A 20,011-nucleotide genomic window follows, 5' to 3' on the forward strand; every position below is an offset into this window, starting at 1 on the left:
CTTCCCGCCGGGGCGGGCCATAGTCTCCCGGTCGGCAGCGGGGGTTCGGGAAATGCTCAACGGCGGGTGCGGCGGCGGAAAAACCAGCTGCCCAAGATGACCGAGAAGAGCAGGATCGCCAGGCACCAGCCGACAGCCCAGATCCACTGGTTGCCCGGGTCCCCGCCCAGCATCAACGCGCGGATGGTGTCGATGATCGGGGTCATCGGCTGATAGGTGGCCAGCGGACGCAACCAGGACACCAAGGACTCCAGGGGAACGAACCCGCTGGACAGGTAGGGCAGGAAGAGCAGGATGAACCCGTAGCCATTGGCGCTTTCCGGGCTGGAGGCGGCCAGCCCGATGGCGGCAAAGAGGTAGGTGATGGCCAGGATGTATCCGGTAATCAGGGCCGCTGCACCGAGCCAATCCAGCAACGTGCCACCGGCCCGGAATCCCACGAGCACTGCCACCACCAGCACAATGGAGGTGGCCAGCAGGTTGCGCAGCACACTGGCCAGCACATGCCCGGTCAGGACCGCCGAGGCGCGCACGGGCATGGACCGGAACCTGTCCACGATCCCGGATTTCAGGTCATTGGCCACATAGACCGAGGTGGTGGAGGCACCGAAACCGGCGCAGGTCAGGATGATCGCCGGGGCGACGAAGTCGACATAGGAGCCGGTCGGGTCCAGGGCCCCGCCGAAAACGGCGGTCATCAAGAGCATCAACATTACCGGTAGGACGATGGCCAGCAGCAGGGATTCACCATCACGCAGCGAATGGCGAAGGCTGCGAATGGTGAACAGCCATTCCGGGGCCGTGTGGCGCACGCGGGCCAAGTGGTGGGTGCTCATCGCTGCTCTCCCTGTCCGGTAACGGTATTGCTTCGCGAGGTGATCTCGAAATAGACATCGTCGAGGGTGGGGGAGTACAGGGCCACGGTTCCCTCCAGGCCCTGGCCGAGGAATCCGTCCAACGCGTCACGCAGCCCACGCAGCGAACCGTCCGTGGCATGCTGCGCACGTAGTCCCCCCGCATCATCGTGCAGTTGGACACTCTGGCCGGTCAGTGCCGACTTCAGCTGGGCTGCGCTGCCATGCGCTGCGATCCGCCCCTCGTGCAGTACCGCGATATGGTCGGCCAGATGGTCGGCCTCGTCCAGGTACTGGGTGGTGAGCAGGACGGTGGTCCCGTCCCGGGAAAGCTGTTCGATGATCTTCCACAGCCGCCGCCGGCTGTGCGGGTCCAACCCGGTGGTCGGCTCATCGAGGAACAGCAGCTCGGGGCGCAGGACCAGGCTCAGGGCCAGATCCAGCCGCCGCCTCATCCCGCCCGAGTAGCTGCGCAGCGGCTTGCGGGCCGCGTCCTGCAGCTCGAATTCCTCCAACAGCTCGGCGGCGCGCCGCTGCGCCGCCAGCTTGCCCAGCCCACGCAACCGGCCGAACATCACCAGGTTCTCCTCACCGGTGAGGGCCTCGTCCACGGCCGAGGACTGTCCGGTGAGGCTGATCGCCCGTCTGACCCGTTCGGGCTCACGGCCCACCTCCGCCCCGGCAACCCGTGCCGTGCCGCCGTCGGCAGCCAGCAGGGTGCTCAGGATCTTGATGATGGTGGTTTTCCCGGCCCCGTTGGAGCCCAGTAGTGCGAAGATCTGGGTGGGTTTCACATGGAAGTCCACGGCGTGCAGCACCTGCTGCGTGCCGAAGCTCTTGCGCAGACCCCTGACCTCGATGGCGTATTCCATGACCCAACCCATCTGTGTATCCAATAAACTGTTTATGAGAATAACACACTGTTTATGACATACACAACGTATGCTGGGATCATGCCGGAAAACACCAATCAGCCACGCACCGAACTGCCTGAACTGCCCAGGGGACTGGCCCTGGCCTGGGGAGTGGCCGCCAGCCCGCAGCGCGGTCCGAAGCGGGAAATGAGTGTGGAACGGATCGTGGAAAGCGCGGTCGCCATCGCCGACGCCGAGGGGCTGGGCGCGGTGTCGATGGCCGCGGTTGCCAAGTCCCTGGGGTTCTCCCCGATGTCGCTCTACCGTTACGTCACCGCCAAGGACGACCTGTTGCTGCTCATGGAAGAGGAAGCCGTGGGACTGCCTCCGGTACCCGATGGGCCGGTGGGGGATTGGCGCAGCGGATTGACAGGGATCTTCAACGCACTGGTGCAGGTGTATGTCAACCACCCGTGGCTGCTGTCGATACCGGTAAACGGCTCGCCGATCACCCCGAACAACTCGGCCTGGCTCGACGCCGCCCTGGGGGTGTTGCGCGAAACCGGGCTGTCGCAGGCCGAACGCCTGGCGGTGGCCCTGGCCATTTCCGGGCAGGCGCGGTGGTGCGGCATGGTGCTGGTGGGCTACCGGCAGACTGCGCTGCGTGAGGGGCTGGACGAGGACCAGTTCTCCCGGCGCGAGGCAGAGTTCTTCGACGCGGTCATCGACGAGGCGGGTTACCCGCATTTGCGCCAAGTCATCGATGCGCAGGTCTTCACCTCGGAGTACGACCCGATGTCCTTCGGGTTGCACCGGCTGCTGGATGGAATCGAGCTGCACCTGCAGCAGGCCGGCGGGCATGAAACGCCATCGCCCGAGCCACCGGCCTACAGCATCGAGGATCCGCAGCTGCTTGAGGACAAGCGGTTCAAGGCCGCCGACAAGGCGATGCGCGAGGCGCAGAAGGCGCTGGCCGCGGCCCGGAAGGTGCTGCGGCAAACCGAAAAGGCCCGCGCCCAGGCCGCGACGGCCGCCCGGGACAGGCTCCAGGGCAGGTAAGTCGCATGTGCCGAACGCATCCGTGGAGAGCTGGGAGAGTGATCATATGCCGGGATTCCATCAAGTGGAGGTGTGGGTCGCCGATCTTGCGGAGGCCCGGAGCACCTGGGGTTGGCTTCCGGAGCGATTGCCGTTCACTCTTGCGGATGAATAGCCCGGAGGGCAATCCTGGTCCGGCGATGGCGCGTATCTCACATTGACCGCCTCCCCGAACCTTTCGCAAACAGCCCATGATCGCCGCAGACCGGGGGTCAACCACATCGCATTCAGGGGCGGTCCGGTCGAACGTGTTGACGCGATCATCAGGGCCGCTGCCGAGCACGGCTGGCACGCCCTGTACCAGGATCGCTATCCGTCTGCGGGCGGGCCTGGCCATTACGCGGGATGGCTGGAGAACACGGCGGGCTTCAAGGTCGAAATCGTCGCTGACGGGTCATGAAACTGGATCCTGCACCCCGGGCAGGGAACCGTCCGACACCGGCCGCCCATCCGCACCACGGCATTGCGGCGGGAACCGTCCGGCACCGCCCGCGCGCGTATCCGCCCAAGGATGCTGGCCGCCGGCCTGCCTAGGATCGCAGCCGCTGCAGGAAGCACCGCACGGCCGCGGCGGTTTCCCCGGCCTTTTCATAGTGGATCAGGTGCCCGACTTCGGGAAGCATAACCAGTTCGGCGTCCGGGAAGCTGGCCCGCAGCTGCTCCTGGGTGGCCGGACTGCCCATTTCGTCTTTCTCCCCTCCCACCATGAGAACCGGTTCGGCGATCTCCGGTGCCCACTGCTGTACCGTGTGGCTGATCGAGGCCCGATAGGCCTCGGACAGGGTTTGCCGGTTGGAGAACCCGGAGAAGTAGGCCCGATGCTGGTCCCTGACATAGCGGCGAACCAGCGGATCCCTGCTCTTGGTCATGAAGGCGCTCATGGCATCGGTGATCAGCTGCGATCGCAGGATCCGTTCGCCGATCCTTGACGGCATCCGGGCACAGACCGAGTAGAACAGCCCCGCCCCTGACGCGGCCAGCCACTGGGAGGATTCCAGGGGCGGCTCGGAGATCGGATTGAGCAGAACCAGTGCGGCGAATTCACGCAGGGTCGCCAATTTCGCCGCCACCAGCGAACCGAAGGAATGCCCGAGCAGGATGACGTGGTTCCCCAGATCCAATTCGCGGCAGAGCAGGTCCAGGACCGTTGCGTACCCCTGCACGTCATGTTCCCGCTTCATGGCGGTTGAGGACCCGAAGCCGGGCAGATCCGGAACGATCACCGTATACTCTGGCAACAACCCGGTGATCCGGTCCAGGCCATGGTGGTCGCCGCGGAACCCGTGCACCGCCAGGATGACACCGGCCGGTGTGGCGCTCGGGCTGGGGTAGCTGAAAACCTTCATGGTGGAACCCTGATGGTGGTGCGTGGATACAAGTACTTCACGAAGGCTCATACCCATAATATTAACCGTCGAGCAGGGCCAGGGCGGCGCCTTCGTCGATGATCAGGTCGGTTATTAAGCCACCGGCCAAAGCCCCGCGTACGGCGCTGATCTTGCTGCGCCCGGCCACCACGCACAATCGGCTCGGCACCTGGCGCAACGCATCCAATGCCGGGCCGGTCGACCGTGAATTGATGTCGATATTCTCACTTCTGCCCTGCGCGTCGAAGAAGACCGTGGCGACATCCCCGACCACGCCCACCGCCTGCAAGTGCGCCGCATCGGATTCACGCAGGTAGCCACCGCGGTAGACCTGTGAAACCACCTCGGCGTCGGCCGCGCCCACGGAGAACACCGCCAGATTCATGTCCCGCTGGACCTTCAGTACCCGCTTGACGGAGGTTTCCTGCCACATCGCCTCACGGGTGGCGGCCCTGTCGAAGAACGCCGGCACCGGAAACTGCTCGGTTCGGGCGGTGAAGGCCTGGCCGAACCGGCTGAGGATCTCACTGGCATAGCCCACGCCGCTGGTGACCGGATTCGCCGCGCCGTTAAGCTGCACGATCACCGTGTCATGGGTCGGGTGGGTGCCCAACGCCGCCGACAGCGCCTGCATGGTCGACCCCCAGGCCACCCCGACCACCATGGAGGAGGAGACCATGGTGCCCAGCACATAGGCGGCGTGGGCCGCCACCCGTTGCAGCACCTGGGCGTCATCCAACGAGCCGTCGGTCGGCACCACCTGCACTCCAATGCCGTGGCGTTCACTGAGCTGGGTCCCGGCCATGACCGAGATATTGGCCGCGGGGTTGATTTCCACCGACACCATACCGGTGCGCTTGGCGTAGGCAAGCAGCCGGGAGACCGTGGAGCGCGAGGTGCCCAGTTCGCGGGCGATGGTCTCCATCTTCATATCCTGCAGGTAGTACAGGTGCGCGGCCCGCAAGGCATCGCGTGCCTTCGCTTCGACCTGCACGGATGTGTCAGGAACGGGACGCTGGTAGCCGCTTCTCCGGCGTGATTGTTGCAAGGGAAAACCAATTCTGCACATATGTGCATTTCATTTGACCTGTTTGTTCCAAGATGACAAGACTAGCTCCTAGGAGTGGAAACCAGTCAATCAAAGGGGCAAGCAAACGTGAACCGGGATCAGCTCAAGCAACTGCGTAACCGACCCGAGGCCCAGGTGCTGGTCGTGGGTGGTGGTATCAATGGTGTGGCCACCTTCCGGTACCTGGCCATGCAGGGGATCGATGTGGCACTGGTCGAACGCGGCGACTACTGCCAAGGTGCCTCCGGTGCCAGCTCGCACATGATCCACGGGGGTATCCGCTACCTGGAGAACGGCGAATTCCGGCTGGTCCACGAATCGGTGCAGGAACGCAATTCCCTGCTGGAGATCGCACCGCACTACGTCAAGCCGTTGCAGACCACCATCCCGATCTTCTCGACGTTCTCCGGAATCCTCTCCGCACCGATGCGTTTCCTGACCCACCGGTCGGGCAAACCCACCGAACGCGGTGCGGTGCTGATCAAGCTGGGCCTGATCATGTACGACGTGTTCGCCGGGGTGGGCGGGCGCAATACCCCGTGGCACACCTTCAAGGGAGGCCGTGCCGCTCGGCGGGACCTGCCCGAGTTGCGCCAGGATGTGAAGTACACCGCGACCTATTTTGATGCCTCGGTCCACAACCCCGAACGGCTGACCCTGGATGTACTGCGCGACGGGCTGGCAGCCAACCGGGAGGCCCGGGCGAGCAACTATGTGTCATTGAGCGGATTCCAGGATGGCAAGGCACGGTTGCGTGACGAGCTGACCGGACAGGACTTCGATTTCTCCGCTGATGTGATCATCAACGCCACCGGCGCCTGGGTCGACCTGACCAACGGGCAGCTTGGGCGGAGCACCTCGTGGACCGGCGGGACCAAGGGGTCGCATATCGTCCTGGACAGCCCCGAACTGCTGGCCGCCACCGGGGGACGCGAGATCTTCTTCGAGCATTCCGATGGACGGATCGTGCTGATCTACCCGATGCTGGATCGCGTACTGGTGGGCACCACCGACTTGGAACACGATATGCGTGAACCCGCCGTGTGCACCGATGAGGAGGTGGATTACTTCTTCGAGCTGATCCACCACGTGTTCCCGAAGGTCGATGTGGACCGTTCCGCGATCGTCTACCGGTTCTCCGGGGTTCGCCCCCTGCCGCGCCATGATGACACCGCACCTGGATTCGTCTCCCGCGACTACCAGGTGCGTGAAACCAGGCTGACGGACAAAACGACCATGCTCTCCCTGGTTGGCGGCAAGTGGACCACCTTCCGTGCCCTGGGGGACAACCTGGGGCGCAAGGCGCTGGATTTCCTGCGGGCCACCGAGCTGCAGGGTACCGACGGGGTAGCCATCGGCGGCGGCAAGGACTACCCGCTGGGCGATCAGGCGCTGGAACAGTGGTACGCCCGGCGTACCGGCAGGGCCAGCAGGGAACGCCTGTCGGTGTTGCTTCAGCGCTACGGCACCCGTGCGGACGAAGTCATGGATCTGCTCGGAGGCCCCGAGCACCTGCTGGAACACACCCGCGAGCTGTCCCATGAGGAACTGGCCTACATGGCCGAGCACGAACAGGTCGGCAAACTCGTCGACGTGTTCATCCGCCGGACCAACCTGGCCTTCCGGGGGCTGGTGACCGAGGCCCTGATAGGCGAAGTGGCCACGAGCCTTGCCACCCCCATGGGATGGGATGAATCCCGGATCCAGGCCGAAATCGAGCAAACGATCACGGTGATGAGCCAGAGCCATGAGGTGGAATTCGCCCGAGCCCGGCGGGCGACCGGCGGCATCTAGGGCTCGACCATCGTCCAGGGCACCGGTGACCGGCCCTGTCAAAGACGGTATTCTTGGCGGCATCGGTGCCGTCATGCTGTTGAAGGAATTGAGGAAAGCCATCCATGAGTTCGAAGTACGTCCTGGCCATTGACCAGGGCACCACCAGTTCACGTGCGATCGTCTTCAACCATGCCGGAGACGTGGTCTCCGTCGGGCAGAAGGAACACGAACAAATCTTCCCCGCCGCCGGTTGGGTGGAACACGACGCGAACGAGATCTGGAGGAATGTCCGCGAAGTCATCGGCCAGGCCCTGTCCACCTCGAACCTGACCCGTCACGACATCGAAGTAGTGGGAATCACCAACCAGCGCGAGACCACCGTTGTCTGGGACCGGCACACCGGCGAGGCGGTTTACAACGCGATCGTCTGGCAGGACACACGGACCCAGCAGATCGTGGATGACCTCACCGCCCAGGAAGGGATCGACCGCTACAAGAAGCGGGTCGGCCTGCCGCTGGCCACCTACTTCTCGGGCACCAAGATCAAATGGATCCTCGAAAACGTCCCCGGAGTGCGTGAACGGGCTGAGGCCGGGGACCTGCTGTTCGGCACCACCGACTCCTGGGTGCTGTGGAACCTGACCGGCGGCACCGACGGCGGGGTGCACGTCACCGACGTGACCAACGCGTCGCGCACCCTGTTCATGGATTTGCAAACCCTGGACTGGGACGAAGAAATCCTCAAGGATTTCGGGGTGCCGCGTTCGATGATGCCCGAGATCCGCTCTTCCTCGGAGATCTACGGCAGGGTGCACACCAACCAGCTGTTGCGCGAGACCCCGGTTGCCGGGATCCTGGGGGACCAGCAGGCGGCGACCTTCGGCCAGGCGGCGTTCACCGCGGGCAGTGCCAAGAACACCTACGGCACCGGCTGTTTCCTGATCTTCAATACCGGCACCGAGATCGTCCACTCCAGCAATGGCCTGTTGACCACAATGGCCTACAAGCTGGGGGAGCAGGCCCCGGTTTACGCGCTGGAAGGCTCGATCGCGGTGGCCGGCTCGCTGGTGCAGTGGCTGCGCGACAATATCGGCATGATCTCCACCGCAGCGCAGATCGAGGAACTGGCCGAACAGGTCCAGGACAACGGAGGGGTGTACATCGTCCCGGCTTTCTCGGGCCTGTTCGCCCCGTACTGGCGCTCCGATGCCCGCGGTGCCATTGTGGGACTGACCCGCTACGCGAACAAGCACCACATCGCCCGGGCCGCCCTGGAAGCCACGGCATTCCAGACCCGCGAGGTCCTGGACGCGGTCAATGCCGACGCCGAGGTGCCGCTGACCGAACTGAAGGTGGATGGCGGCATGGTGGCCAACGAGCGGCTCATGCAATTCCAGGCCGATATCCTCGGGGTGCCGGTGGTCCGTCCCAAGGTCGCCGAGACCACCGCCCTGGGTGCGGCCTACGCTGCCGGGCTAGCGGTGGGGTTCTGGAAGGACCTGGGTGAACTGGAATCGAACTGGTCCGAGGACAAGCGCTGGCACCCGGCCCTGGCCGAGGCGGAGCGTGAACGCAGCCTGCGCTTGTGGAAGAAGGCCGTGACCCGCACCTTCGACTGGGTGGATGAGGATACGAAAGCGGATTAGCGTCCCTGCGGTCGCATCATGCCGGTCCACCGCCTCCAGCGTCTGCCGGCCGGTCGAGGCCGGGTATTGACCAGGTGGCCCCGGCCAATAGCGTGAAAACCGTGGGCAAACGCGCACCGACTGTGGCCGTGAGCGGACCCAACCGAGCCGGTCAGATAGAGCACATCCTCAAAGCACAGCCACACCCCGCCAGCATCCCGCTGGCGGGGTGTGGCTGTGCTTTGCGCCGATACCGTAACCGGGGCTACTGCTGGCCAAGTCGAGACACCGAGACCTGATGGTTTTTCCCGGAGAAGGTCCACTCCGATCCAATCGGATAGTCCCTCACTGCATGCAGTCGTGCCTCTGAAGTCGACCCCGGTACCGTTTGGGGCCGACTTCCAAGCGACTAGGAAGAAATCTGCCGCACGCATGTACCCCAACCAGCCACAGTTGGTGGTTCAGCATGCATTCGGCCAAGTTCAGCCAACCGGAGCGTCTCATGCGTCCGGAGGCAACGCCGCGCGGCGCCATCATGATTTGCCCGACGGGAACATCTGGGTGATCCAGAGTCCCATCCACACCCTGGGGTGCGGTGATAGCGAAGCTCGACTGCTGGTGGAAACGCACCACCATGCGCAGTGGGCATTGTTCTCGTCGCCGGAGCATGAGCAAGTACTTCCCGAATATGCCGCGCACATCGCGCGGACGGAGGTTTCTGAGCCTCTCGCTGGTATCCATGCGTCTGGAAAGCCTGTCCAGTGGGCCGAGAGCAACCACCCGGACTAGTGGAACAGCAACTGACAGTGGTCTATGCCGGGAGTGAAGATCCGACTCCTGGCATAGAGGTCAACTATCCGATCGACGCTTGGGGGCCGGTTAGAACCGCGGCGGTGGGTCAGGCTCGGCAATGGTGCTTGGATCCCAAACAGGGGAATAGGGTAATTTACGGTGTGTTGTGGGTGTGTTCAAGGTATGATAGGGATATGACTACACTCACACGAAATCAGGCGCACGGTCGCACGGCGCGCATGGATATCCGCCAAGTCGTGCAAGAACTCAATGAGGCCCTTGGGCCTACATTGGTTGCTGCTCTGACAGGCATCAAGGACCGCAAGCAGCCAATTCGTTGGGCCAGATCCGACGGGCCGGTCCCAACACCTCAGAGCCACAATCGACTTATCCTGGCCCATGCCGAATGGAAGCGCCTGATCTCGCAAGAAAACGACCACGTGGCAAGATCGTTCTTCATCGGCGGCAACCCCATGCTTGGCGAGGACACACCGATTACGGCTATCCGCGAGGGTCGAGATGCTGAATTGGTGGCGGCAGTGGACGCGTTCCTGGAGGGGGACGGCAGTTGGTAGGGACGCAGGTCTGCCCGGCAACAGGCCTGATGCTCGTTGCAGCGGCGTGGCAGACCACTTTCCGAATCCAAAGCAACAGCCACCCGCCCATCTCGGCGAAGGAACGTGATGGCAAGGAGAGCAGAAAGGCCTGGAATCGATTCGACATCCCAGGCCAGACGATTTACCTGGCAGACAAGGCTCTCTGCGCCTACCAGGAAGTCCTCGCCCCGTTCAAGCGAAAGCTCGGAGCGGCAGACCCCCTGCTCAAGGACGCCGAATCCATGGGAATGAGCCTGGAAGAATTCTACGAAACCGTTGCATCTGAATGGGATGAGCGGCACTTCATGCACTCTGGAACACTACCTCGGAAATGGCGGGACGACCGAAAGCTGCACCTCGTGTCCATGCCGCAGCACGGCTGGTGGGTCGATGCCGAGAATCCGGAAAGCATCTCCGCCATCGAGAAAGCCATCCCCGATGTATTGCTAGCATCAGATATCAGCGCTTTGGACGTATCCCACCTTCGATCGCAAGATCGCAAATTGACAACCGCCATCGCAGAACACGTGGCTGCGCAGAAACTCTTCGATGGTACCTTTCCACTGGGGATCATTTTCGGATCCCGCCACGGCTCAGGAACGAACTATGCAGTATGGAGACGCACTCCAGGGAAGCATAACCTCCCGTTAATCGTCGAGGCCGCCGACTCCATGGAAGTCCTTGCCTCCAAGACGATCAGCTACCGGGATCCTGACCTTGAAACCGCAGCCCGACTCTTCGGGCTCACGGTGCTCTAAGCCACCTCGGCCTCATCGGCCTTTCCCCGACGGCGCGAATTGACCGCCAAAGTCGCGAACTCGTGGCCCGAAGCGGCCTGCTGGGACCAATCGTTGATCATCTGATCTACCAGCACCGGGCTGGGAACAGCCACCAGGAGCGGCGAATCGGGGGTTGTTGGCAGCAATCTACTCGGTAGCTTTCTAGGAGACGAAGGCCTTGCCGGTGCAGCAAACTATGTCGGTCTGGGTCCGCTCGTCACGCTGGAGCATGGAAACGTTGGCATCAATGGCTTCGACCTGATCGGTTCGGGGTGAAAAGTGCGGGGGTTCCACCTATGAATCGATTGCCTACCGGCTGCGGCGATAACAATACGTTCAAACAACCGGTGCATCGTGCCCCGTCATGTCGTCTACCGCACTCCTGCTCTGGCATGGTTCACCCATGACATCTTTTGAGTTCTATACCGACCGACTCACTACCGACGGAGGGTCAGATGTCGGTGACCGGTTAAATGAAACCACTGTCAAAGCTTTACGAACGCTGATGCTGCAGATGCTGAAAAGCAACGGTTCTGCCAAGAAATTCCCGACTATGCGCCAGGACGGTCTAGGAATAACAGGTACCGATGAAGATCAGTTCTGGACATACCTGCGCGGAATGGTTCCTGATCTGCCAGCATTAATGAGCGACGACTGACCTGAAGCCGATGGTGTCATTTTTGATGTTCTCGAGCGCACAGTCACTATTGTTACCAAACCCATCGACGACAATTTTCACAATCTCTTCACCCGTCATGGGTTGGAGTTTAATGAGAATGCGGGCAAGGAAGAGCTTCGAGATGAGATCAACCTGCTGTTGCGACGCGGAAAGTCGGCTTTCGAAATGGACCGCAGCTATGCCATTGTTCGTCCTGATATGAGCTCATTCAAGAGATTCCCAGTCCAGCACCCAGCGGGCACTATTTGGGCGGGATCACGGGGTTCCCCGGGTATTGACGCCCCGGGGTAGCACGAGAATTACCCCGGGCCTCGGTCGATCTACATCGGCAATGAGGATTCACCGAAGTCACCCGGGCAGCCACAATCCTTACCTCCACCCTTACAGGTGACCTCAGGATGATGTTGCAGGCGAAATGACCACCAGAACCCTTAGCGATACTGGTTCCCGGTTTGCCATCGTCTACCTGGCACCTTACCCGGGCTCGTTGGGTTCCACCCCTCCTCGGCGTCCTCCGGCCGCACGGATGAAGCACCTGCCACAGGTTCGTCGTTGTACGCAAAGCCGATGTCGACGATGTGATTCACCTCGACCGGTTCGTCCCGCTGGATACCGGTTTCATAGTCCCCAAAAAGAGGCTCATGTGTTCCATCGTGGGAACGTGCTTGCCGGCATGGTGAGAGGCCTGGAACCCCGTTCTGGATAGGGGGGAGGGTCTCCTGCCAACGTCCCGTGACATCGGCACCGGCGAACCGGCAGACGTGAGCCCGAGGCCGTTGTCATGGGGCGCCGCGCGGCATTCCGAATGGCTATCCGGATGCAGCCGGAACGGTCGATGTGCGGCTGGTCTCGAATGCGGGCCGAAGTCCGCTGTTGCGGTAGAATCTCGGTATGCATTCCCAGTTTCACCTAGTCTAAGGTGCCGCACCCCGAACCCTGATCGGGGATCTGTGCGGAACTGGGAGAGACCAATCAATTGAGCAAGTTTGTGAGACGAGCTAAGTGACATCATCGACGAACGAGACGAATACGTACGACTTCCAGTCAATGGAAGCCAAGTGGGCACCGGTCTGGGAAGACCTACAGGTCTTTAAGCCCAAAGACGACGGATCGGCCGAACGACGTTATGTCCTAGACATGTTCCCCTACCCTTCGGGCGACTTGCACATGGGGCATGCCGAGGCCTTCGCCATGGGCGATGTGGTCTCACGCTACTGGAAGCTGCGCGGCTACGATGTCATGCACCCGATCGGTTGGGACTCCTTCGGTCTGCCCGCCGAAAACGCCGCCATCAAGCGCAACGCCCACCCCTCGGAGTGGACCTACGCCAATATCGACACCCAGGCCGCCAGCTTCAAGCGCTATGCGATCTCCGCGGACTGGTCACGCCGCGTGCACACCTCGGACCCCGAGTATTACCGGTGGACCCAGTGGCTGTTCAACCGCTTCTACGAGAAGGGCCTGGCCTACCGCAAGAACCACCCGGTGAACTGGTGCCCGAAGGACCAGACGGTGCTGGCCAACGAGCAGGTCGTCAACGGGGCCTGTGAACGGTGCGGTACCGAGGTGACCAAGAAGGCGCTGAACCAGTGGTACTTCAAGATCACCGATTACGCCGACCGTCTGCTTGAGGACATGGAACAGCTCAAGGGCCATTGGCCGGAGCGTGTGCTGTTGATGCAGAAGAACTGGATCGGCCGCTCCGAGGGCGCCGAGGTGACCTTCACCATTGAAGCGGCAGGCGACAAGCCGGCCAAGCAGATCCCGGTGTACACCACCCGCCCGGACACCCTCTACGGGGCCACCTTCATGGTGGTCGCCGCGGACGCCGAGCTGGCCAACGAGCTGGTCACCGAGGACCACCGTGCCGCCCTGGAAAGCTACCAGGAGCAGGTCACCCACCTCTCGGAAATCGAACGCCAGAACACCGAACGCGAGAAGACCGGCGTGTTCACCGGACGCTACGGCATCAACCCGCTGTCGGGGGAGAAGCTGCCGATCTGGGCTGCCGACTACGTGCTGGCCGACTACGGCACCGGTGCGATCATGGCCGTGCCCGCCCATGACCAGCGCGACCTGGACTTCGCCCGCACCTTCGACCTGCCGGTGCGCGTGGTCGTGGACACCGGGGAAGAGGACCCGAACCAGAGCGGGGTCGCCACCGCCGGCGAGGGCCGCCTGGTGAACTCCGGGGACCTGGACGGACTGGACAAGGATGCGGCCATTGCCAAGGCCATCGAGATCGTTCAAGCGGCCGGTACCGGCAAGCACACCGTGAACTTCCGGCTGCGCGACTGGTTGCTGTCCCGCCAGCGCTTCTGGGGCACCCCGATCCCGATCATCCACTGCACCGACTGCGGCGAGGTGCCGGTTCCCGACGACCAGCTGCCGGTCCGCCTGCCGGATAACCTGCGCGGCGAGGAACTGGCCCCGAAGGGCACCAGCCCGCTGGCCGCCGCCGCGGACTGGGTCAACGTGCCCTGCCCGACCTGCGGCAAGGACGCCAAGCGCGACACCGACACCATGGACACCTTCGTGGATTCCTCCTGGTACTTCCTGCGCTTCGTCTCCCCGGATTACACCGAGGGACCCTTCGACCCGAAGGCCGTGCGCGACTGGATGCCGGTGGGACAGTACGTGGGCGGTGTGGAACACGCCATCCTGCACCTGCTCTACTCGCGCTTCTTCACCAAGGTCATCCACGATCTGGGGCTGATCGAGGCCACCGAGCCGTTCAGCGCGCTGCTGAACCAGGGTCAGGTGCTCAACGGCGGCAAGGCCATGAGCAAGTCGCTGGGCAACGGCGTGGACCTGGGCGAGCAGCTGGACAAGTTCGGTGTGGACGCGGTGCGCCTGACCATGGTCTTCGCCTCCCCTCCGGAAGACGATGTGGACTGGGCCGACGTTTCGCCGGCCGGCTCGCAGAAGTTCCTGGCCCGGGCCTGGCGGCTGGCCCAGGACGTGGCCAGCGGGACCGACGTGGACTACACCGCCGGGGACAAGGCGCTGCGCCAGGTCACCCACCGTACCGTGCACGAGTCCGCCCAGCTGCTGGACTCCAACAAGTTCAACGTGGTCATCGCCAAGACCATGGAACTGGTCAACGCCACCCGCAAGACCATCGACTCCGGTGCCGGTGCGGCGGACCCGGCGGTGCGCGAGGCCGCGAGCGTGGTCGCGCAGCTGCTGAGCCTGTTCGCGCCATATACCGCGGAGGACATGTGGGATGCACTTGGCTATGAACCGAGTGTCTCCAACAGCGCCTGGCCATCGGTGGACGAGTCCCTGCTGGTCGATGACACCATCACCGCAGTGGTGCAGATCAAGGGCAAGGTCCGTGCACGGCTTGAGGTCCCGGTCGATATCAGTGCCGCCGATCTGGAAGCCGCCGCCCTGTCCCATGAAAACGTGGTCCGGATGCTGGAAGGCAAGACCCCGTTGAAGGTCATTGTTCGTGCCCCGAAGCTCGTCAACGTGGTACCGGCACCGTAAGCTGATTCCATGAGTGATCGACCGACCGGGTCGCGCGCCGGGTGGTTTTCCAAACGCCGCCCGGCGCGTGGCCCGGCACGCGCCAAAATCGGCATCGTCACCGATTCCTCCGCCTGCCTATCCGGCCCGTGGACCGGATACGAGGATTTCCAGCTGCTCACCATCCCGGTGATCATCAACGACGTGGTGCACCAGGATGATCCCGAGGCGCTGCTGATGGGCCTGGCCATGGGCCAGCCCGTGCGCACCTCCAGGCCGTCCCCGGGACAGTTCATGCGTGCCTACCGGGAACTGGCTGCCGCCGGGTGCGAGCGGATCATCTCGGTGCACATCTCCGCTGCCCTGTCCGGGACCTACGAGTCGGCCCTGCTGGCCGCCGGCGAGGTCGAGGTACCGGTCACCGTGGTGGACTCGCGCACCGTGGCCCTGGCGTTGGGCTTCGCGGTGCGCAGGATGCTCACGGCACGTGCCTCCGGGGCCGACTTCGAGGAACTTCTCGATATCGCCCGGGCCGCCGAGGACAACACGGTCTTCTTCGCGGTGCCGTCGCTGGAGCAATTGCGCCGTGGTGGCCGGATCAGCACCCTGTCCGGGGTGCTGGGCAACCTGCTCAGTGTCAAACCCATTCTTTCCATCAGTTCCGGGGCGATCCAGCCGGTGGAAAAACCACGGACCTTTCCCCGGGCCCAGGCCAGGTTGCTCGCACTGGCCCATCAAACGGCCGAGCAAGCGGACACCACGGTAGACGTGGGGGTCATGCACTTCGGCGCCCTGGAATCCGCCGAGGAACTGGCCCAGGAACTGGCCGGGATCGGTGAGCGGCCGGTGGTCCTCGAAACGCTGCCTGCCGTGCTAGCGGCACATACCGGGATCGGTGTGATCGCCGTCTGCGTGGCCCCGCACTATCCACAGCCGGATCGCTCTTCCTGATCCAGGGGCCGACACCCGGCCACACTGGCTGGCATGGGCCGGCACAACATCTTCTCCGCCAGCGGACCGCGTCCAGCGCGGGTGCGCTTCGCCGTGTCCCGCGCCGCAGCCATCACCCTGGTGCTGGCGGTCATCGCCTGGGTGTGCCTGTCCATCGTATTTGCCCCGCCGGATTCCGGCGAACAACTGCTCAGCGTGGATGCCATCCCGGCAGAGCCGGCCACCACGGACCCATTGGCCACGGTAACAACCGGGCCGGCCGAGCAGGAGTCGATCACGGTGCACGTGGTGGGGGAAGTGAAACATCCCGGGGTCTATGTACTGGCTCCCGGGGCCCGCGTTAATGACGCGATAGAAGCGGCCGGTGGCATGAGCACCGAGGCCCGGCCCGAGCTGTTGAACCTCGCCTCCCCGGTAGTTGACGGACAACAGATCCTCCTACCCGGCCCGCAGGATCCGTCCACCGATCCGCCACCGGACGTGGCGTCGGCGGATTCCGCTCCATCCATCCCGGACCCCGGTCAGGGAAGGATCAACATCAATCAGGCCGATGCCGAGACGCTGACCCGGCTACCGGGGATCGGGCCGGCCCTGGCGGGCCGGATCATCGACTTCAGGGAATCCAACGGGCCCTTCAGCTCGGCGGAGGAGCTCGAACAGGTTTCCGGGATCGGACCGGTGCTGGTCAAGCGGCTCAGGGACCTGGTGCAGGCACCATGAGCAGCGATTTCCGGGGCCTGTGGCTGCTGGCCGGCGCATGGCTGGCGGCCTGGTTTGCCCCGGGCCTACCCGTCATGGTGCTGGCCTTGGCGATCGTCGCGGTGCTCTTTGCACTGGCCGCACGACGCCGGCACGACCCGATCTATTCCTCCCCGTGGTTCACCGGTCCCTTGCTGCTGGTCGCCGCGGGCGTGGCGGTGATGACGGCCAACTATGGCGCCACCAGCTGCCAGCTGCCGGACACCGATTCGGGGGTATCCCGGGTGATCTGGGAATTCTCCGACACCCCACGGACCAGCAATGACGGGGTGAGTAAGGGCCGAGGCCTGGTCACCGAGTACTGGGACCAGGGGCACTGGGTGCAGTGCCGGGCCCAGGTGTATCTCAGTAGCCGGCACGAGTTGCCACCACGCACCGGACGGTACGAATCCCTGATGCGTCTTGAATCCACGGGATCACCCACGGGAATCCGGTACTGGGCCACGGTGGCCGGGCAACCCTCGACCCACGAGGCCGCCACCGGTAGCCGTACCCAAAGCATCAAGGACGCCTTTGCCGCATCCCTCGCCGCATTGCCCGATCCGGCCCGGGCCTTGCTACCGGGTATGTTGTACGGGGACCGGTCATTACAGGACGATCAACTCACCGAGGCCATGAAGGTCACCGGATTGAGCCACCTCACCGCGGTCAGCGGATCCAATTGCGCGATCGTGGGCGGCATCGTGATGTTGTGCCTGCGAACGCTGGGCGCCAACCGTGTGGTGGCATTGGCTGGCCTGGCTGGCAGCCTGGTGCTGTTCACCTTGCTGGTGGGCCCGGAACCGAGTGTGCTGCGCGCCGCGGTCATGGGCGCAACGGCTGCCCTGAGCCTGCATTTCGGTCGGGGTCGGGCGAGCCTGGGCATCCTCTGTCTCAGCGCGACGGCGCTGTTGCTGGTCAGCCCGTCGTTGGCGGGGGAGGCCGCATTCGCGCTGTCGGTCCTGGCCACCCTGGGGATCATCGTTTTCGCACCGCTGATCACCGATTTCCTCGCTCGTGTGCTGCCCCGGTGGCTGGCTGAACCCATCGCGATTTGCGCCGCGGCCCAGTTGACCTGTCTGCCGGTGATCATTGCCCTGTCCGAACGCTTCAGCTTGTATTCGATCCCGTTGAACCTCATGGTGACCGCGGTCATCCCTTTGATCACGGTGATCGGGATACTCTGTGTCGTCTTGGTCCTGGCGTTTCCGGGTCTGGTTTCCTGGCTGGTGTGGGCTCCCGGGCTGCCCGCCTGGGGTATTGGCGAACTGGCGGTGTGGGCCGCATCCTGGCCCGGCGCCCAGCGTCCGTGGCCTTCCGGTGGTTGGGGAGTGCTGGTGGCCGTCGGCTTCACGCTCAGCCTGGGGGTGGGCATCCTGGTGGTGGTGTACGCCCAGAACGCCCGGTTGCGCAAGGTGATCGGTAAAACGGTCGCACTGACCCTGGTGGCCTTGTGCGCGTTGCTGCTGCCGGCCACCGCACTGCTGCGCCCCGCCGTTCCCCCGTGGCACCTGGCCATGTGCGATGTGGGACAAGGGGACGCCTTCGTCATTCGCCTCGATGGTCCGGTTGGCTGGTTGATCGACACCGGGTCCGCGAACAGCGGGCTGGTTCCGTGCCTGGAGGCCCTGGGGATCAAGCGCCTGGAACGGGTGTTCATCACCCACGCCCATGAGGACCACATGGGCGCGCTGCCGGAACTGCTGGACAGTACGATCGAGGTGGACCAGATCCTGGCGTCAACCGCCGGGGAAACCGTGGTGGGGCGCGAAATGGGCATCCTGCGGCAAGGGCAGGGGATCACCACCGGTCCGCTGAACCTGACGGTCCTCGGCCCCCGCCCGCAGACACTGGGTACGGCCAGCGTCAACGACACCTCGCTGGTGCTGTACATCGAGGTTTTGGTGCAGGACCAGTCGTATGCCTTCTTCACCGCAGGGGATATGGAGCAGCAGGCCATGGAGCAGGTGCTCGACGGGATACCGGAGCTGCCTGTGAGCGTGCTCAAGGCCTCCCATCACGGGGCACGCAACGGCGGAACCAGGATCCTGGAGCAACTGTCTCCCCGGATATTGCTGATCTCGACAGGTGCCCGGAACAGCTACGGCCACCCGCACGAGCAGATCCTGCAGGCCGCGAACCGGCTGGGCATCGATGTGCTGCGCAGCGACCTGCACGGGACGGTAACCATCACATTTACGGGCGGGCAGGCGATCGCCACGCGGATCGGGGCCGCGATTCGATAGGATCAGGGAGGCAAGGATTCGGTCTGCAAAGGAACATGATGGCACGCGCGCAAAAGTCTTCCGGTATTTCGTGGCGAGAACTCTCGCCACAGCCGCTCATCCTACTCTCCGGACCGGACGAGTACATCGCCTCGCGGGCCTTCGAAACCCTGCGCAAGCAGGCCAGTGCACGTGAGGGGATCGAGATCACCAGGCTTTCGGCGTCCTCCTACGAACCCGGTGAATTGCTCATGGCCACCAGTTCCTCGCTGTTCGCCTCCGCGAACCTGGTCGAGATTGCCGATCTGTCCTCGATGAACGAATACTTCCTGCGCGACGCCCTGGCCTACCTGAAGGATGTCGCCCCGGAGAACGTACTCATCATGCACCACTCCGGGCAGCGCGGGAAGAAGCTGATCGATGCGCTGAAACAAGCCGGGGCGCTCGTGGTGGACTGCCAGCCACTGAAACGGGATGCCGACAAGATCGATTTCGTCACCGCCGAATTCAAAACCGCCAAACGCCGGATCACCAATGACGCGGTCAAGGCCCTGGTGGCCGCGGTGGGCTCCTCCCTGGCCGAGCTGGGCGCTTCCTGCCACCAGCTGATTGCCGATACCACCGGTGTCGTGGAGCAGGATGTGGTGGACCGCTATTACGGGGGACGGGTGGAGGCGACCGCATTTAAGGTGGCCGATGCCGCACTGGCCGGCAATACCCAGCAGGCCCTGGCCACCTTGAGGCACGCACTGGACACCGGCACGGATCCCATTCCGGTGGTCGCCACCCTGGCGATGAAGGTGCGCCAGCTGGCCAAGGTACTGGGGGTCAACGAACCGGCGGCCAAACTGGCCAGTGAACTGGGCATGGCCCCCTGGCAGGTACAGGCCGCGCAACAGCAGGCCCGCGGCTGGAAACGCAAGGACCTGGCCGAATGCATCGAGAAGGTGGCGCTGACCGATCGGATGGTCAAGGGCGGCAGCCGTTCGGCCGCCTATGCGCTGGAGCAGGCCGTTTTGTTCATCGCCGGGAAATCACCACGCTGACCCGGTGCCCTCTCTGCTCGCCGCCGGGGCGGGAGTAAACAGGCTTAAACCGGAACAACCCGGGTTCCCTTGAAGGGGAACCCGGGTTGTT

The 20,011-nt window shown here is 63.8% G+C and carries 16 protein-coding genes and 1 pseudogene; 12 read left to right on the top strand and 5 right to left on the bottom strand.

Features of this window, described 5'->3' with window-relative positions; all coding sequences use genetic code 11:
• Nucleotides 1-56: 56 nt before the first annotated feature.
• A complete protein-coding gene (locus OK351_RS04765) occupies nucleotides 57-836 on the bottom strand; it encodes an ABC transporter permease (RefSeq protein WP_265156309.1) in 780 nt (259 codons plus the stop codon).
• Nucleotides 833-1,750, bottom strand: a complete 918-nt coding sequence (locus OK351_RS04770) for an ABC transporter ATP-binding protein (RefSeq protein WP_306349467.1) — start codon at nucleotides 1,748-1,750, stop codon at nucleotides 833-835. The genes OK351_RS04765 and OK351_RS04770 overlap by 4 nt, the downstream gene beginning before the upstream one ends.
• A 57-nt stretch (nucleotides 1,751-1,807) precedes the next feature.
• Here OK351_RS04770 and OK351_RS04775 point away from each other — a divergent pair, with 57 nt between their 5' ends.
• Both OK351_RS04775 and OK351_RS04780 read left to right on the top strand, forming a co-directional pair.
• A complete protein-coding gene (locus tag OK351_RS04775) occupies nucleotides 1,808-2,767 on the top strand; it encodes a TetR/AcrR family transcriptional regulator (RefSeq protein WP_265156313.1) in 960 nt (319 codons plus the stop codon).
• Between the two features lie 46 nt (nucleotides 2,768-2,813).
• A pseudogene (locus OK351_RS04780) lies at nucleotides 2,814-3,206 on the top strand (VOC family protein).
• A 130-nt stretch (nucleotides 3,207-3,336) separates the two neighbouring features.
• Here OK351_RS04780 and OK351_RS04785 read toward each other — a convergent pair.
• Nucleotides 3,337-4,203, bottom strand: coding sequence for an alpha/beta fold hydrolase (locus OK351_RS04785; RefSeq protein ID WP_265156315.1), 867 nt, complete (start codon nucleotides 4,201-4,203; stop codon nucleotides 3,337-3,339).
• A gap of 10 nt (nucleotides 4,204-4,213) precedes the next feature.
• Entirely contained in the window at nucleotides 4,214-5,167 is a 954-nt protein-coding gene (locus tag OK351_RS04790; protein ID WP_371931378.1) for a sugar-binding transcriptional regulator, read from the bottom strand.
• A 162-nt stretch (nucleotides 5,168-5,329) separates the two neighbouring features.
• On the opposite strand from OK351_RS04790, the gene OK351_RS04795 reads away from it, so the two are divergent.
• The 4 genes from OK351_RS04795 to OK351_RS04810 all read left to right on the top strand — a co-directional run bounded on the left by OK351_RS04795 (nucleotide 5,330) and on the right by OK351_RS04810 (nucleotide 10,789).
• Nucleotides 5,330-7,036, top strand: coding sequence for a glycerol-3-phosphate dehydrogenase/oxidase (locus OK351_RS04795; protein WP_265156318.1), 1,707 nt, complete (start codon nucleotides 5,330-5,332; stop codon nucleotides 7,034-7,036).
• Nucleotides 7,037-7,140: 104 nt separating this feature from the next.
• Nucleotides 7,141-8,664 carry a glycerol kinase GlpK gene (gene glpK, locus OK351_RS04800; protein WP_265156320.1) on the top strand — a complete coding sequence of 508 codons (1,524 nt, stop codon included), beginning with the start codon at nucleotides 7,141-7,143 and terminating at the stop codon, nucleotides 8,662-8,664.
• Between the two features lie 965 nt (nucleotides 8,665-9,629).
• The gene (locus tag OK351_RS04805) at nucleotides 9,630-10,010 is read left to right on the top strand and encodes a hypothetical protein (RefSeq protein ID WP_265156322.1); all 381 of its coding nucleotides are present in this window, start codon (nucleotides 9,630-9,632) and stop codon (nucleotides 10,008-10,010) included.
• Between the two features lie 29 nt (nucleotides 10,011-10,039).
• The gene (locus OK351_RS04810) at nucleotides 10,040-10,789 is read left to right on the top strand and encodes a hypothetical protein (RefSeq protein ID WP_265156324.1); all 750 of its coding nucleotides are present in this window, start codon (nucleotides 10,040-10,042) and stop codon (nucleotides 10,787-10,789) included.
• A gap of 183 nt (nucleotides 10,790-10,972) precedes the next feature.
• On the opposite strand, the gene OK351_RS04815 is transcribed toward OK351_RS04810, so the two are convergent.
• Nucleotides 10,973-11,104, bottom strand: a complete 132-nt coding sequence (locus OK351_RS04815; RefSeq protein WP_265156326.1) for a hypothetical protein — start codon at nucleotides 11,102-11,104, stop codon at nucleotides 10,973-10,975.
• A gap of 109 nt (nucleotides 11,105-11,213) precedes the next feature.
• Between OK351_RS04815 and OK351_RS04820 the strand changes: the two genes are divergently transcribed.
• The 6 genes from OK351_RS04820 to holA all read left to right on the top strand — a co-directional run bounded on the left by OK351_RS04820 (nucleotide 11,214) and on the right by holA (nucleotide 19,920).
• On the top strand, nucleotides 11,214-11,468 hold the full coding sequence (locus tag OK351_RS04820; RefSeq protein WP_265156328.1) for a hypothetical protein: 255 nt from the start codon (nucleotides 11,214-11,216) through the stop codon (nucleotides 11,466-11,468).
• Nucleotides 11,469-12,491: 1,023 nt separating this feature from the next.
• Nucleotides 12,492-14,981, top strand: coding sequence for a leucine--tRNA ligase (leuS, locus tag OK351_RS04825; RefSeq protein ID WP_265156330.1), 2,490 nt, complete (start codon nucleotides 12,492-12,494; stop codon nucleotides 14,979-14,981).
• 9 nt (nucleotides 14,982-14,990) lie between these two features.
• Nucleotides 14,991-15,911, top strand: coding sequence for a DegV family protein (locus tag OK351_RS04830; protein WP_265156332.1), 921 nt, complete (start codon nucleotides 14,991-14,993; stop codon nucleotides 15,909-15,911).
• A gap of 33 nt (nucleotides 15,912-15,944) precedes the next feature.
• On the top strand, nucleotides 15,945-16,631 hold the full coding sequence (locus OK351_RS04835) for a ComEA family DNA-binding protein (protein ID WP_265156334.1): 687 nt from the start codon (nucleotides 15,945-15,947) through the stop codon (nucleotides 16,629-16,631).
• Nucleotides 16,628-18,895 carry a ComEC/Rec2 family competence protein gene (locus OK351_RS04840; protein ID WP_265156336.1) on the top strand — a complete coding sequence of 756 codons (2,268 nt, stop codon included), beginning with the start codon at nucleotides 16,628-16,630 and terminating at the stop codon, nucleotides 18,893-18,895. The genes OK351_RS04835 and OK351_RS04840 overlap by 4 nt, the downstream gene beginning before the upstream one ends.
• 35 nt (nucleotides 18,896-18,930) lie before the next feature.
• On the top strand, nucleotides 18,931-19,920 hold the full coding sequence (holA, locus tag OK351_RS04845; RefSeq protein WP_306349468.1) for a DNA polymerase III subunit delta: 990 nt from the start codon (nucleotides 18,931-18,933) through the stop codon (nucleotides 19,918-19,920).
• The last annotated feature ends 91 nt before the right edge of the window (nucleotides 19,921-20,011 follow it).

The organism is Glutamicibacter sp. MNS18 (assembly GCF_026107515.2).
Classification (GTDB): Bacteria; Actinomycetota; Actinomycetes; order Actinomycetales; family Micrococcaceae; genus Glutamicibacter.